Raw genomic sequence first — 15931 nt, 5'->3', positions numbered from 1 at the left:
CCGGGCCATGCGCCCCGAGGACGCCGACCGGGTGCTGGCCGGCGTGAACGACGGTGTACCCGCCGAGCCGCACCCGCCGCCTCATCCGGCCGGCACGGCCTCCGGCGATCGTGACGCCGGCCCGGCTGGGTCCTCCGTCGCCTCGCGCGGTGGCGGTGGCGCGGCCTCCTCGTCCTGGGGCGGCTGCGCCGTCAGCAGCTCGGCCGGCACCGGCTCGACCTCCACCCGGCAGTCGTGGAAGGTCGGCGCGCCGCCCAGGTCGGCGTCGCGGACCGCGGTGACCGCGTTGACGGTGGCCCGTCCCGGGCTCAGCCGCGCCCAGTACGCCTTGTAGGTGAACGCCAGCCCGGGCCGGGTCGCGTCGTCCACGGCGACCGCTGCCAGGAACGCCCCCCGGTCGTTGTGCACCCGCACCGCGTCCCCATCGGCGAGGCCGCGCGCCGCCGCGTCGTGGGGGTGCAGGTGCACCCGGGGCGGCCCGGTCCGCCGGGCGTGCCAGGGCAGCGAGGCGAAGGTGGAGTTCATCAGGTACCGGCCGGCCGGGGCGATGAGCACCAGCGGGAACCGGCGGGCCAGCGCCGGGTCGGCGGCCTCGATCGGCGGGGTGTAGCCGACGACCGGATCCACCCCGTGCCGGGCCAGCGCCGGGTCGTGCAGCCGGGCCCGCCCGTCCGGGGTGGGGAAGCCGCCGTCGGCGTACGGGGCGGACCCGACCGCCACCCCGCTGGTCCGGGCGTACGTCCGCGCGCGCAGCTCCTCGAAGCTGACCGGCGTGCCGCGCAGGAGTTGCCGGGCCAGGTCCTCGTCGCTGTCCCGCAGCCGGGGATGGTCGATCCCGAGCGCGGCGGCGATCCGGCGGAAGATCTCGGTGTTCGGCAGCGCCTCGCCGGGCGCCCGGGTCACCGGCAGGTTGAGCGTCGTGTAGTGGTGCCCGTAGGAGGAGTGCAGGTCGAGGTGCTCGGGCTGCATGGTGGCCGGCAGCACCACGTCGGCGAAGTCGCAGGTGTCCGTCCAGCGTTGCTCCAGCACGACGGTGCACAGGTCGGCGCGGCGCAGGCCGGCGAGCAGCCGGGTCTGGTCGGGGGCGGTGGCGGCCGGGTTGGCGTTGAACACCACCAGGGACGTCACCGGCGGGTCGGCCTCGCCGGTGAGCACGGCGGCGAGCCGGCTCATGTTCACCGACCTGGCCCGCGGGGCGGGCATGTCCGGCGGCCGGATCACCGGTCCCTCGTCGATCGGGTGGTGTCCGCTGGTCGAGACGAGCGCGCCCCCGCCCGGGTACCGGAAGTCGCCGGTGACCAGGGGCAGCGCGCAGATCGCCCGGATCGCCTGGCCCGCGCCGTGGTGCCGTTGCAGGCCCAGCCCGACCCGGACGGCGGTCGGCCGGGTGGTGGCGATCCGCTCGCCGAGGCGGCGTACCACCTCGACCGGCAGGCCGCACTCGGCGGCCGCCCGCTCCACCGGCCACTCGCCGAGCCGGGCCGAAAGCTCCGGCCAGCCGACGGTGTGCGCCGCCAGCCACTGCTGATCCGCCGCGCCGGCGTCGAGGACGTGCCGCATCAGCCCCAACGCCAGGGCCGCGTCGGTGCCGGGCAACGGCGCGACGTGCTCGTCGCTGCGTGCCGCGGTTTCGGTGCGCAGCGGGTCGACGGTCACCAGGTGGGCGCCGCGCTCCCGGGCCTGCTGCACGAACGGCCACAGGTGCAGGTTGGTGGCGAGCGGGTTGGCGCCCCAGAGCACGATCAGCCGGGCGTCCACGATGGATTCCGGCTCGAAGCCGACCGAGCCGCCGTAGATCGAGCCCTGCGCGGCCCGCGCGGCGCCGGTGCAGATGGTGGTGTCCAGCCGCGACGCGCCCAGGTACGCGAAGAGCCGGGGACCCATCGTCCAGCCCTGCACATGGCCCATGGTGCCGGCGAAGTAGTAGGGCAGGACCGATTCCGGGCCGTCCCGGTCGATGCTGGCGCGCAGCCCGGCGGCCACCCGCTCGACCGCCTCGTCCCAGCTCGCCGGGCGGTAGGCGACCCGCCCGACGCCCTTCGGCCCGGTCCGGACGTACGGGGTGGTCAGCCGGTCGGGCCCGTTGACCGCGTCGAGGTAGCGGTTGACCTTGCCGCAGAGCGCGCCCCGGGTGAACGGGTGGTCGCGGTCGCCGCGCAGCGCGACGGCCCGGCCGTCCTCGACGGTGAGCTGCCAGACGCAGGTGTCCGGGCAGTCCAGCGGGCAGGCGCCGGGGTGGATGGTGCGGGCCATGCGGGCAGCCTACAGAGCAGGTCCGATAACCTCGTGCGGCAGCCGAGCCGGGAGAGTGCCGTGCGTGAGATCGACAAGGTGGCCTGGATCCGGATCGAGGACGGCCGGGTGCTCTGCGCCCGGTCCCGGGGCAAGGACGTCTGGTACCTGCCGGGCGGGAAGCGGGAGCCGGGCGAGACCGACCTGGCGACCCTGGCCCGGGAGATCGCCGAGGAACTGGGTGTCGCGATCGTGCCGGAGTCGGCCGTGCCGGCCGGCACGTTCACCGCGCAGGCGCACGGGCGCGCCGCCGGGACGCTGGTGCGGATGACCTGTTACGCCGCCGACTACCGGGGCACGCTGCGGCCGGCGAGCGAGATCGAGGAGCTGGCCTGGCTCGGCTACGCCGACCGGCACCAGGTCTCCCCGGCCAACCAGCTCGTCTTCGAGCACCTGCGGTCGACCGGCGCGTTGCGCTGACCCCTGGGCCGGGCGGTCATCGGGGCGAACGTCCGCCGTTTGTCCCGCCGGGTCGCGGGTACCCACCGGCGGCTCCAGGTCGTCGCCGGTCGTCAGCCGGTTGAACTGGGGTCGTCGGCAACCCGGCGGCGGGCCGGCGACGACAGGAGGGCGGCGTGCGGTTTCCCCGATTCGTCGAGGCGGTGTCCCGCCGCGCCGAGCTGCCCACCGAGCAGGCGGCCACGATCTCCCGGGCGGTGCTGCAGACCCTCGCCGAGCGGGTGACCGGCAACGAGTCGGCGGAGTTGGCCGCGCAACTGCCGGACGAGCTGGGCAGTTATCTCTCCGCGCCGGTCGGGCCCGCCGGGGGCGGGGGAGCGGTCGCCTTCGTGCAGCGGGTGGCCGAGCGGGCCGAGGTGGACCCCGCGGTCGCCGAGGTGGGCACCCGGGCGGTGCTCATCACGTTGCGCGAGGCGGTGACGGTCGGCGAGTTCCAGGATCTGCTGGCGCAGCTGCCGAGGGGGTTCGACGCCATGGTGGACCCGATCCCGCGTCCGCCGTACGATATGTGAGGACGCTCCCCGGTAGACCGGGTTGAGCTCCGCAAGTGCACCGCTTGACCGAAGATTCCACGGTTCGGAAGTACTTTCACCGGAAAATAACTTGCGAGTAGCTCTCTACGCTGAAAATCGTCTTCGCGCTAGAGGGATGATCGGACGAATTCCGCCGTCCGAGGTTCCAGCCCCCCGTCCACCCTTCGGCTCGACCTCCATCGATCCCCTTCCCATCGAGAGATTGAGTTTTATTCTGCATCCATTGTGAAGTCCTGGGGGGGATCATGATCACAAGCGTGGATCGCTGCGCGCCTGCCATCCGTGGGGAAACGTCAAACCCCTGACATGGCAAATTCTATGATCATCAATCGCTTCGGCGAGGTCGCGGCGCGGCACGGTGATCGTCCGGCCCTGCTCGGCGAGACCCACGAGGTCAGCTACGCCGAGCTGGCCGGCGCTGCCGGGGGCCACGCCGCCGCGCTCGCCGCCGCCGGCGTCCGACCCGGCGACCGGGTCGCCCTGCTCACCGCGCACGGCGTGCCGACCATCGCCGCGCTCCTCGGCGCCCTCGCGGCCGGATGCGCGTACGTGCCGCTGGACCCGGGGTTCCCGGTCGAGCGACTGCGCCACATGCTCGCCGCCGCCGGGGTCGACGCGATCGCCTGCGCCGCCGAGCACCGGGAGTTGGCCGGCGGGCTCGCCGACGGCCGGACTGTGGTGCCGCTGGACGACGTGCCGCCCGCCCCGCTGCGACCGGTCCCGGTCGACCCGGACACGCTCGCGTACGTGCTGTTCACCTCCGGCTCCACCGGGGTGCCCAAGGCGGTCGGGCAGACCCACCGCAACCTGGCGCACGTCGTCGACAACCAGATCGCCGCGCTGGCCATCGGCCCGACCGACCGGCTCAGCCTGCTCGCCTCGTTCAGCTTCGACGCCGCCATCCCGGACCTGTACCCGGCACTGCTCACCGGCGCCGCCGTGGTCCCGGTCGACCTGCGCCGGCAGGGGCTCGCGTACGCGGTCGAGCAGCTCGACCGGCACCGGGCGACCGTGCTGCACTGCACGCCCACGGTCTACCGGTTCCTGCTCGACACCCTCGGCGACCGGCGGCTCGACGCGGTCCGGGTGGTCCTGCTCGGCGGCGAGCAGGCCACGTACGCCGACGCGGCCCGCGGCCGGGACCGGTTCGCGCCCGACTGCGAGCTGGTCAACGGCTACGGCGCCACCGAGATGACCTTCGTCGCCCGGTACGCGCTGCGACTGTCCGAGGTGGACCCCGGTGCCACCGGTCCACTGCCGATCGGCGGCGCGTTCCCCGGCTACCAGGTGGATCTCGCCCCCGACACCGGCGAGATCGTGGTGCGCAGCCGGCACCTCGCCCCCGGTTACCTCAACCAGGACAGTGACCGCTTCACGCTGGACGCCGACGGGGTGCGCGGGTACCGGACCGGCGACCTTGGTCGGCGGCTGCCCGGCGGCGAGCTGGTCTGCCTCGGCCGGCTCGACCGGCAGGTCAAGGTACGCGGGCACCGGGTCGAGCTGACCGAGATCGAGGCGGTGCTCGCCGCCCAGCCCGGCGTGGCCGGCGTACGGGCGATCGCCCGCGACGGCGAACTGCTGGCGTACGCCCGACCGGCCGACGGGACCCGGCCGGACGCGACGCAGCTGCGGGCCGCCCTCGCCGCGGCGCTGCCCCCGTACGCGCTGCCCCGCGCGGTGGTGGTGCTCGACGAGTTCCCGCTGACCGTGACCGGCAAGGTGGACGAGCGGGCCCTGCCCGACCCGGCCCGCGAGGTGCCCGCCGACGCCGCCCCCACCACCGACACCGAACAGATCGTGCACGACATCTGGTGCGCGGTGCTCGGCCGGGACGCGGTCGCCCGGACCGACAGCTTCTTCGACGTGGGCGGGCAGTCCCTGCTCCTCGGCCAGGTGCAGCAGCGGCTGGCCGAGCACTTCGGGGTGCGGCTGCCGCTGCTGCGCCTGTTCGACCACCCCACGGTGGCCGCCCAGGCGGCGCTGCTCGACGCCCCACCCGAGGCGGTGCGCGCGCCGGTGCTGCCCGTGCCGGCCGCCCCGGCCGCCGCGGCCCGCGAGTACACCGGCGACGAGATCGCCGTGGTCGGGCTCGCCGGCCGGTTCCCCGGCGCCCCCGACGTGGCCACCTTCTGGTGGAACCTGTGCACCGGCGTCGACTCCGTCCACGACCACACCGACGAGGAGTTGGCCGCGCTCGGCATCGGGCCGGGGCTGCGCAACGACCCGCGGCACGTACGGGCGGTCGGCCGGCTCGACGGGGTGGCCGACTTCGACGCCGACTTCTTCTCCTTCGGCGCCGACGAGGCCGCCCGGACCGACCCGCAGCACCGCCTCTTCCTGGAGACCGCCTGGGAGGCGCTGGAGGACGCCGGGCACGATCCGGCGCGGTTCCCCGGCCTGATCGGCGTCTACTCGGCCGCCTCCGCCAACCGGTACTTCCTCTTCCACCTGCTCGACAACCCCGCGGTGGCCGGCGACGTGGACCCGGACGACTGGGAGGCCCGGCTGATCGGCCGGCAGTTCACCGACCACCTGCCCGGGCAGGTCGCGTACCGGCTCGGGCTGACCGGGCCCGCCCTCGCCGCGCAGAGCGCCTGCTCCAGCTCGCTGGTTGCGGTCTGCCTCGCCGCACAGAGCCTCGCCGACTACCAGTGCGACATCGCCCTCGCCGGCGGCGTCACCGTCACCTGGCCCCGGCACCGGCACACCCCGGGCGGGCTGGCCTCGCCGGACGGCCGGTGCCGCGCCTTCGACGAGGGTGCCAACGGGTCCGGCTTCGGCTCCGGGGTGGGGGTGGTCGCGCTGCGCCGGCTCGCCGACGCGCAGGCCGACGGCGACCGGATCTACGCCGTCCTGCCCGGCTGGGCGATCACCAACGACGGCGCGGAGCGGGCCGGCTTCGCCGTCCCCGGCCCGGCCGGGCAGGCCGCCGCCGTCGCCAACGCGCTCGCCACCGCCGAGGTCGCCCCCGGCGAGGTCCGCTTCGTCGAGGGCCACGGCAGCGGCACGCCCCTCGGCGACGCCATCGAGGTCGCCGCGCTGCACGAGGTGTACGCCGGCGCCGCGCCCGCCGACTCCTGCGCGCTGGGCTCGGTGAAGACCAACATCGGCCACCTGGACGCCGCCGCCGGCATCGCCGGGCTGATCAAGGCGGTGCTCGCCGTGCGGCATGGCGTGATCCCGCCGAACCTGCACTTCACCCGCCCGCATCCGGAGATCGACCTGGCCGCCGGCCCGTTCTACGTGCCCACCAAGGCGCGGGACTGGCCGCAGGGCCCGCGCCGGGTGGCCGGGGTCAGCGCCTTCGGGCTCGGCGGCACCAACGCGCACGTGGTGGTGGAGCAGCCCCCGCCGGACGAGCCGCTCGACGCCCCGGGCGACGGCCCCTGGCTGCTGCCAGTGTCCGCGCGTACCCCGGCGGCGCTGCGGGCCGCGCTGACCCGGCTGCGGGCCCACCTGGCCGGCGCCGCCCCGGCGCTGCCCGAGGTCGCCGCCACCCTGGCGCTCGGCCGGCGGGCGTTCGCCCACCGGGCCGCCGTGGTCGCCGCCGACCTGCCGGGCGCGCTCGCCGCGCTGGACGTGCTGCTCGACACCGAGGCCCGGATCGCCGGCGACGGTGGCCCGCTGCGCGAGCTGGCGGCCGACTGGGTCGCCGGGCGGGACGTCGACTGGGACGCCCTGCATCCCGAGGGCACGGTCCGGCGTACCGGGCTGCCCACCTATCCGTTCCAGCGCCAGCGGTACTGGATCGACCCCGTGCAGAAAGGTCCGCGGTGAACTGGTTCGTCTCCGCCGGAAGCCGACCCCAGGCGCCGGTGCGGTTGTTCTGCCTGCCCTACGCCGGTGCCGGCGCCAGCGCGTTCCGGCGGTGGCAGGAGGGGATCGGCCCGGACGTCGAGGTGCTGCCGGTGCAACTGCCCGGCCGGGAGAACCGGATCAGCGAGGATCCGCGCTTCGACATCGCCGACGTGGCCGCCGCCATCGCGTCCCGGGCCGACCGCCCGTACGCCATCTACGGCCACTCGATGGGCGGCCGGGTCGGCTTCGAGGTGGTCCGGGAGCTGCGCCGGTCCGGCGGGCCGCTGCCGCTGCGTCTGTACGTCGGTGGCGCCCGGGCCCCGCACGTCGACGCGCCCAGCCTCTTCGACGGGCTGTCCCGGGTGGACGACGAGGAGCTGCTGCGCCGCCTCGGCGAGGGCGGTGGCCTCCCCGCCGAACTGCTGGACCATCCCGAGCTGGTGGAGCTGCTGCTGCCGCTGCTGCGGGCCGACTTCGGCCGGGTGGACAGCTACCGGTACGTGCCCGGCGAGCCGCTGCCGGTGCCGATCGTCGCGTTCAGCGGCGCCCACGACCGGGCGGTCACCCGCGAGCACAGTGCCGCCTGGGCGGAGCACACCGCCGCCGGGTTCACCCTGAAGGAGATCGACGGCGGGCACTTCTTCCTGCACGACCAGCTCCCCGAGGTGCTGGCCGCGATCCGCGCCGACCTGGCCGGCGCACCGACCACCGACATACCGGCAGTCGACGCTGCCCCGGGCGCGCACCGGGTGCCGCTCGGGGACACCGGCTGGTCGGTCTGGCGCGACGCCATCCTGCGTACCACCGGCTTCCCGGCCACCGGCCTCGACCTGTTCTCCGCCCCCCGGGCCGTCGCGGCGGCGGACGAGCTGCTCGCCACCGGGTCCGGCGAGGACCGCTACGACAAGGAGTTCGACGAGGCCGTCCGCGCCGCCGCCCACCGGCTCAGCGAACTGGCCGCCGACCCGCTGCTGCGCGAGGCGGTGACCTGGCAGAACCGGGGCGCGCTGGTGGCACTGGACGGGCTGGTCCGCGGCGGCGGCGACGCGTCCCGCAACGTGCGGCGCCGGGACCGGGAACGGGCGCTGCTCAAGTACTGGCAGCGCTACTGCGGCAAGAACGAGACGGTCGGCTTCTTCGGGCCCAGCTGCTGGGTCACCCTCGACCCGGAGCAGCCGGAGACCGTGCGGGTACGCCCCGGCGCGCAGCTCACCGGCCGCCGCTGGGTGTGGTTCGAATCCTGGGCGCTGGCCGCGTACGCCGACCGGATCGGCGCGGACCTGTCGGTGCGCCGCTGGTGGCCCCCGATGCTGCTGCCGCAGCTCGCCGTCCACGACCGGACCGTGCTGCGCCCCGGGCGCCCGCCGCTGCCGCTGTCCCCGGTGGAGGCCGCGCTGCTCGCCGCGGCCGACGGCCACCGGTCCGCCGCCGACCTGGTGGCCGACCCGGCCGTCGGGCTGCGCCGGCCCGAGGACGGGTACGCACTGCTCGACCGCCTGGTGGAACGGGAGCTGATCACCTGGGACGCCGCCCTGCCGGTCAGCCCCGACGCGGAGCAGGTGCTCGCCGACCGGATCGCGGCGATCGGCGAACCGGCCGCCCGCACGGCCGCCCAGGCCGGGTTCGACCGGCTGCGCGCGGCCAGGGACGCCGTGGCCGCCGCGGCCGGGGACCCGGACCGGCTGCGCGCCGCCCTCGACGCCCTCGACGCCACCTTCACCGAGCTGACCGGCGCCGCGGCCAACCGCCGGGCCGGGCAGATGTACGCCGGCCGGACGATCTGCTACGAGGACACCGCCCGCGACCTGGCCGTGGTGTTCGGCGCGCCGCTGCTGGCCGAGCTCGCCGCCCCGCTGGACGTGCTGCTGCGCGCCGCCCGCTGGATGGCCAACGCACTGGCCGAGGCGTACGGGGAGGTGTTCCGGGGGCTCTACGAGGAGCTGCGCGCCGAGGCGGGCGACGGCCCGGTCGCCCTGGCCGACATGTGGTTCCTGGCCCAGGGGATGTTCTGGGGTGGCGGGGAACGGCCGGTGGACGACGTCGCCGCCGACTTCGCCGCCCGCTGGGCCGGGCTGTTCGGCCTGGACACCCTGCCCCCCGGCACCACCGACGTGCGGCTGCGGGTGGCCGACCTGGCCGACCGCGTCGACGAGGTCTTCCCCGGCACCCGGCCGGACTGGTCCAACGCCGTGATGCACAGCCCCGACCTGCAGATCTGCGCCACCGACGCGGAGGCGCTGCGCCGGGGCGAATACTCCGTCGTCCTCGGTGAGCTGCACGCCGCCTGGTCGTCGTTCGACTGCGCGGTCTTCACCCCGTCCCACCCCGACGTCGAGCGGCTGCGCGCGGCGCTGGTCGAGGACCTGGGCCCGCGGCGGATCCGGCTGCTCTTCCCGACCGACTGGCCGCGCCGGACCAGCCGCACCTCGGAGTCGCTGACCGGCCCGACCGACCGGCACCTCGCCTTCCAGGCGGCCCCGGGCGGCGAGCCGGGCCGGGTGCTGCCCACCGTGGACCTCGCCGTCACCGACGTCGACGGGCAGCTCGTCGCCACCGCCTCCGACGGGCAGCGCTGGGCGCTCACCGAGATCTTCGCCGAGCTGCTCAGCGCGCACGCGGTGGACGGGTTCAAGCTGGTCGCCGCCGCCCCGTACACGCCCCGGATCACCCTCGACAACATGGTGGTGGCGCGGCAGACCTGGCGGACCACGGTGGAGGAGAGCGGCCTGGCCACCGCGACCGGCGAGCGGCAGCGGTTCCTCGCCGTCCGGGACTGGCGCCGCCGGCTCGGCCTGCCCGAGCAGGTGTACGTCAAGCTCGGCACCGAGACAAAGCCGTGCTTCGTGGACCTGGGCAGCCCCGCCTTCGCGAACATGTTCTGCGCCATGGTCCGGGCCGCCCGGGTCGACGGCGGCGACGGCGTGTCGCTGGTGGTCAGCGAGATGCTGCCCACGCCGGACCAGGCCTGGGTGCCCGACGCCGCCGGCCACCGCTACTTCAGCGAGCTGCGACTGCACATCGTGGACACGCCCGGGGAGGACGCGTGAGCCACCTGCTGCCGCTCGGGCAGACCGGCTGGTCGGTCTGGCGGGACGTGGTGCTGCGCACCGCCGGCTTCCCCGCGGACGGACTCGACCGGTTCGCCGCGCCCGAGGCGGCCGCCGCCGCCGACACGCTGCTCGCCGGCACGAGCAGCCCCGAACTTTTCCACAAGACGCTGCGCGAGGCGTTCGACGAGTCCTCCGCGGTGGCCTCCGAGCTGGCCGCCGACCCGCTGCTGCGCGAGGCGGTCACCTGGCAGAACCCGGACATGCTGGTCGCCCTCGACGGCCTGCTGCGGACCGACCCGGCGGTGCGCAACAAGCCCCGCCGCAAGCGGGAGATCGCCCTCCTGCGCTACTGGCAGCGGTACTGCGGCAAGGCCGAGACCATCGGGTTCTTCGGGCCGGTCTGCTGGGGGACCGTCGACCCCGAGGAGCCCACGGTCCGGTTGTCGCCCGGCCCGGCGCTGGTCGACCGCCGGAAGGTGGTCTTCGAGGCGTGGGCGCTGATCGCGTACGCCGACCGGCTCGCCGACGATCTGGCGGTGCGCCGCTGGTGGGCCCCGGCGCTGCAACCCCACCTGAGCGTCGAGGGGCGGCAGCTGCGCTGGCCGCTGCACCCGCCGATCGCGCTGACCCCGACCGAGGCCCGGCTGCTCGCCGCCTGCGACGGCCGCACCCCCGCGGTCGAGCTGGCCGAGCGGATGCGCGCCGCCGGCGAGGTGCACGGCGCCGACGACGTCTACCTGCTGCTCGACCGGTGGGTCGACCGCGGCCGGCTCAGCTGGGGCGCGAACCTGCCGGTCAGCCCGGACGCGGAGCGGGTGCTCGCCGAGCGGATCGCGGTCATCGGCGACGACCGGGTGCGGGCCGAGGTGAGGGCGGGCTTCGACCGGCTCCGCGCGGCCCGGGACGAGGTGTCGGCCTCCGCCGGCGACCCGGACCGGCTCGGTGCCGCCCTGGCCGCGCTGAACACCGAGTTCACCGCCGTCACCGGCCGACCCGCCACCCGGCACAGCGGACAGATGTACGCCGGCCGCACCGTCTGCTACGAGGAGACCACCCGGGACCTGGAGTTCAGCATCGGCGCCGACGTCCTGGACACGCTGGCCGCCCCGCTCGCTGTGGTGCTCCAGACGGCCCGGTGGTTCACCGTGGAGGTCGCCGCCCGGTGCGCCGAGCTCTTCGTCGAGCTGCACGACGAGTTGGCCGCCGACGGCCCGGTGCGGCTGGCCGACCTCTGGCTGCTGGCCCAGGGCACGCTGATCGCCCCGGACGGCCCGATCGGCCGGGCCGGCGCGGCGTTCACCGAGCGGTGGACGCAGCTGTTCGGCCTGCGCGACCTGCCCGCCGACCAGGTGGAGCTGCGGCTGCGCGCCGACGACCTGGCCGAGCGGGTCCGGCAGCTGTTTCCCGCGGCGCGGCCCGGCTGGCCGTCGGCCCGGTTGCACAACCCGGACGTTCAGCTCAGCGCGGCCTCCCTCGATGCGGTTGCTCGGGGCGACTTCCTGCTCGTCCTCGGCGAGCTGCACCCGGCCCACATCGCCTACGACAGCGCCGTCTTCGGCCTGTTCCACCCCGACCCGGCGGCGCTGCGGGCCGCCCTTGACGCCGACCTCGGCCCGGCCCGGCTGCGGGTGCTCTGGCCGGAGAGCTTCCCCCGGCGGACCACCCGCACCACGTACGCGCTGACCGGCCCCGAGGACCGCGAACTCGGCATCGACACCGCGCACGGCGCCGACGTCGACCGGCTGGTGCCGGCCACCGCGGTCACCGTGGAGCGCGCCGGTGACCAGTTCACCGCGGTCTTCCCGGACGGCACCCGCTGGCCGCTCATGGAGGTCTTCGCCAGCCTGCTCGACTCGTTGCTGCTGGACGCCTTCAAGCTGCTCGATCCGGCGCCGCACACGCCCCGGATCACCATCGACCGGCTGGTGGTGGCCCGGCGTACCTGGCGCACCACGGCGGGCGCTTGCGGGCTGGCCGGGCACGCCGACGAGGCCGCCCGCTACCTAGCGGTACGCCGGTGGCGGGCGGCCACCGGCCTGCCCGAGCGGGTGTTCGTGAAGGTCGGCACCGAGATCAAGCCCTGCTATGTCGACCTGACCGGCCCGCTGTACGCGCAGTCGCTGTGCGCCATGGTGGACGCCGCCCACCGGATCAGCCCGGACGTGCCCGTGGTGGTCAGCGAGCTGCTGCCGGCCCCGGCCGAGTCCTGGGTGACCGACGCGCAGGGGCGCGGCCACGTCAGCGAACTGCGCCTGCAGATCACCGATCCAGCCACGGGAGACCACCGGTGACCGACATCCTGACCGCCAGCGCCGCGTACGGTGAGGCCCTGCCCTGGCCGGACGCGACCCTCGCCGACCTGATCACCGCGCAGGCGGCCCGCACCCCCGACGCGGTGGCCGTCCGCCAGTGGGACGAGCGGCTCACCTACGCCGAACTCCTCGGCCGGGCCGCCGGGGTGGCCGCCGCGCTGCGCGAGCGGGGCGTCGGCCGGGGCGACCGGGTCGGCGTCTGCGGCACCCGCACCCCCGACCTGGTGGTCACCGTGCTCGGGGTGCTCCTGGCCGGCGGCTGCTACGTGCCCCTGGAGCCGGGCGGCCCGCGCGAGCGGCTGCGCGAGATCGCCCGCGACGCCGGCGTCCGGGTGGTGGCCGGCGACGCCGCGGCCACCGAGTTCGGCGACGAGCCGGGCGTCGAGACGGTCGGGCTGCCCGGCCCCGCCCCGCTCGCGCCCTGCCCCGCGCGCCCGGGCGACCCGGCGTACGTGCTGTTCACCTCCGGGTCGACCGGCCGCCCCAAGGGGGTGCTCACCACCCACCGCAACGTGGTCGAGTTCGTCACCGGGGTCACCGCGCTGACCGGCGCCGACGCCGGCGTACGCAGCCTCGGCATCGCCTCGCTCGGCTTCGACGCGGCCACCATGGACCTGTTCGTGCCGCTGCTGCTCGGCGGCGCGGTGCAGCTGCTCGGCGCCGACGACCGCTCCGACCCGGTCCGGCTGGCCCGGTTCCTCGCCGCGCACGAGGTGACCTGGGGATTCATCACCCCGACCGTGCTCGCCCTGCTCGACCCGGCGGACGTGCCGTCCTGGCGGGTGGTGCTCTGCGGCGGCGAGGCGGTCCCCGCCGAGCTGGTCGCCCGCTGGGCCCCCGGCCGGCGGTTCCTCAACGGCTACGGCCCCACCGAGACCACCGTGCTGGCGGTCAGCGGCGACCTCACCGCCGCCGACGCCGACCCGGTGCCGATCGGCCTCCCGCTGCCCAACCACCGGGCGTACGTGGTGGACGCCGAGCTGCGCCCCGTGCCGCCGGGGGAGACCGGCGAGCTGCTGATCGGCGGGCCCGGCCTGGCCGACGGCTATCTCAACCGGCCCGGCCTCACCGCCGAGCGGTTCGTCCCCGACCCGTTCGGCGACCGGCCCGGCGAGCGGCTCTACCGCACCGGCGACCTGGTCCGCCAGGCGCTCGACGGCCGGATCGTCTACCTGGGCCGGGCCGACCGTCAGGTCAAGGTCCGCGGCCAACGCATCGAGCTGGGCGAGGTCGAGGCGGTGCTGGCCGGGCACCCCGGCGTCGACCGGGTCGCCGTGGAGGCGGTGCCCGGACCGGCCGGCACCGAGCTGGTCGCGTTCCTCACCCCGGCCGACGCCCCCGACGACGACGCGCTGCGGGCGTACGCCGGACCCCGGCTGACCACCGCGATGCTGCCGGCCCGGACGGTGCGGCTGGCCGCACTGCCGGTCAGCCCGACCACCGGCAAGCTGGACCGGCCGGCGCTGCGCGCGCTGGCCCGGTCCGCGGACACCCCGGTGGACGAGGTCGCCGGCGGTGACCCGGTCGAGGCTACGGTCCGGCGGCTCTGGGCCCGGCTGCTCGGCGCGGCCCCGGACCCGGACCCGGACAGCGACTTCCTCGCCGCCGGCGGCAACTCGATCGCCGCGATGCGGCTGGTCGCCGCGCTCCGCGCCGAGCTGGGCCGGCAGGTCGACACCCGGGACCTGTTCACCGGCCGCACCTTCGCCGCGCTGGTGGACCGGGTCCGTGCCGCCGCCTCCGCCGGCGGTGACGGGCTCACCACCGGCAACCCGCCCACGCTCTCCCCGCCGCAGCGGCGGCTGTGGTTCATGGACCAGCTCGCCCCGTCCAGCGCGCCCTACAACATCGCCGTCGCGCACCGGCTGCGCGGGCCGCTGGACACCGCCGCCCTCGGCGCGGCGCTGCGCGCCGTGGTGCAGCGCCACGACGTGCTGCGCTGGCGCATCCCGCAGACCGGCGGCGTGCCGTACGCGGTGTGCGAGGAACCGACCGACGTGGCCGTGCCGGTGGTGGACCTGACCGGTGCCGCCGACGCCGAGGCGGAGCTGGCCACCCTGCTGGCCGCCGGGGCCGGGCACGCGTTCGACCTGGCCACCGGGCCACCCTGGCAGCTGACCGTCTACCGGGTCGGCGCCGACGAGCACGTCCTCGCCATGACCATGCACCACGCGGTCTTCGACGGCTGGTCCGAGGCGCTGCTCTACGACGACCTCGCCACCGCGTACGCCCGCGCGGTCGCCGGCGCGCCACCGGCCCTGCCCGCGCTGCCCGCCACGTACGCCGACTACGCGGTCTGGCGGGCCGACCGGGACCGCCGCCGGGGCGCCACCGACCTGGCCTGGTGGACCGAGCACCTGGCCGGCGCGCCGACCGTGCTCGACCTGCCCCGGGACCGGCCCCGCCCGGCGGTGCAGACGTACGCCGGCGCGGAGGCGGCGGTGGTGCTCGCCGCGGACGCTGACCGGGCGGTCCGCGAGCTGGCCGCCCGGCGCGGCACCACGGTCGCCGCGGTGCTGCTGGCCGGCTTCGGTGAGCTGCTGCGCCGGCTCACCGGGGCCGACGACCACGTGCTCGGCGCGATCGTCGCCGACCGGCGGCTGGCCGCGTTCGACGACGTCATCGGCTTCTTCATCGACACCGTGCCGGTCCGGGTGCGCAGCGGCGGCGCCAGCTTCGCCGAGCTGGTGGACCGCTGCGCCGCCGAACTGCACGAGGTCACCACGCACCCCGGCGCCCCGCTGGAGCGGATCGTCGAGGCGCTCGGCGTCGGCCGGGACACCTCCCGCGCCCCGCTGGTGCAGGTGCTGTTCAACGTGCTCAACTTCGTGCCGCCCCGCCTCGCCCTCGCCGGCCTGACCGTCGAGCCGGTGCCGGTGCCGAAGCCCGGCTCGCCCTTCGACATCACCGTCTATGTGGTGGAACGGGCCGGCCGGGCCGGGGTCGAGGTGGTGCACAACCCGGACCTGTTCGAGGCGGACCGGATCGAGGGGCTCCTGGCCGACCTGGCCGCCCTGGTCGGCGCCCTGGCCGCCGATCCGCACGCGCCTGCCGACCGGGTCGCCGCCGAGCTGCCGCGGCCGGCGGTCCGGGTGTCGGCCCTCGGCGCGATGACCGTGGCCGCCGCCGAGCCGGCGCGGGCCACGCTGCCCGTCGGGCCCGACGAGCTCACCGAAACCGAGGAGCTGATCGCCGGCATCTGGCGGGAGGTGCTCGGCAAGGACCGGGTCGGGGTCGGTGAGAACTTCTTCGACATCGGCGGCCACTCGATGGCGCTCGCCGCGGTGCACGCCCGGCTCACCGCGGCCACCGGCCGCTCCATCACCATGCTCGACCTGTTCCGCCACCCGACCGTACGGGCCCTCGCCGCCAGCCTCGACGGCACCGCCGACCGGCCGGAACTGGCCCGCGCCGCACTGCGCGCCGCCGCCCGCCGTGGCCGGGCCCGGCGTACCCCGCCCCGACGACCGCACCAGTGACGCCGCAA

At 76.0% G+C, this 15931-nt stretch carries 7 protein-coding genes; 6 read left to right on the top strand and 1 reads right to left on the bottom strand.

Annotation, left to right across the window (positions count from 1 at the left end; genetic code table 11):
* Nucleotides 1-81: 81 nt before the first annotated feature.
* Nucleotides 82-2253: a molybdopterin-dependent oxidoreductase gene (locus ACGF4F_RS26805; protein WP_393081467.1), complete on the bottom strand. Its 2172-nt coding sequence runs from the start codon at nucleotides 2251-2253 to the stop codon at nucleotides 82-84.
* A gap of 60 nt (nucleotides 2254-2313) precedes the next feature.
* Here ACGF4F_RS26805 and ACGF4F_RS26800 point away from each other — a divergent pair, with 60 nt between their 5' ends.
* The 6 genes from ACGF4F_RS26800 to ACGF4F_RS26775 all read left to right on the top strand — a co-directional run bounded on the left by ACGF4F_RS26800 (nucleotide 2314) and on the right by ACGF4F_RS26775 (nucleotide 15923).
* Entirely contained in the window at nucleotides 2314-2712 is a 399-nt protein-coding gene (locus ACGF4F_RS26800; protein ID WP_393081464.1) for an NUDIX domain-containing protein, read from the top strand.
* A 155-nt stretch (nucleotides 2713-2867) separates the two neighbouring features.
* Nucleotides 2868-3263: a DUF2267 domain-containing protein gene (locus tag ACGF4F_RS26795; protein ID WP_357445563.1), complete on the top strand. Its 396-nt coding sequence runs from the start codon at nucleotides 2868-2870 to the stop codon at nucleotides 3261-3263.
* A gap of 339 nt (nucleotides 3264-3602) precedes the next feature.
* Nucleotides 3603-7061 (top strand): AMP-binding protein, encoded by a 3459-nt coding sequence (locus tag ACGF4F_RS26790; RefSeq protein WP_393081460.1) that lies wholly within the window; start codon nucleotides 3603-3605, stop codon nucleotides 7059-7061.
* Entirely contained in the window at nucleotides 7058-10129 is a 3072-nt protein-coding gene (locus ACGF4F_RS26785; protein WP_357445569.1) for a thioesterase domain-containing protein, read from the top strand. Before ACGF4F_RS26790 ends, ACGF4F_RS26785 begins: the two co-directional genes overlap by 4 nt.
* Complete coding sequence (locus ACGF4F_RS26780) at nucleotides 10126-12423, top strand: lantibiotic dehydratase (protein WP_357445572.1); 2298 nt, start codon at nucleotides 10126-10128, stop codon at nucleotides 12421-12423. Before ACGF4F_RS26785 ends, ACGF4F_RS26780 begins: the two co-directional genes overlap by 4 nt.
* A complete protein-coding gene (locus ACGF4F_RS26775) occupies nucleotides 12420-15923 on the top strand; it encodes an amino acid adenylation domain-containing protein (protein WP_393081455.1) in 3504 nt (1167 codons plus the stop codon). The genes ACGF4F_RS26780 and ACGF4F_RS26775 overlap by 4 nt, the downstream gene beginning before the upstream one ends.
* The last annotated feature ends 8 nt before the right edge of the window (nucleotides 15924-15931 follow it).

It is taken from the genome of Micromonospora sp. NPDC047740 (assembly GCF_043204735.1).
Taxonomy (GTDB): domain Bacteria; phylum Actinomycetota; class Actinomycetes; order Mycobacteriales; family Micromonosporaceae; genus Micromonospora.
Note: the sequence above shows the minus strand (reverse complement) of the source record. Positions and strands in the feature narration are given on the sequence as shown.

What these genes read in the sequence shown, in the direction of transcription:
- ACGF4F_RS26790 (WP_393081460.1), top strand. Translation starts at nt 3,603, where the DNA reads ATGATCATCAATCGCTTCGGCGAGGTCGCGGCGCGGCACGGTGATCGT.
- ACGF4F_RS26805 (WP_393081467.1), bottom strand. Translation starts at nt 2,253, where the DNA reads ATGGCCCGCACCATCCACCCCGGCGCCTGCCCGCTGGACTGCCCGGAC.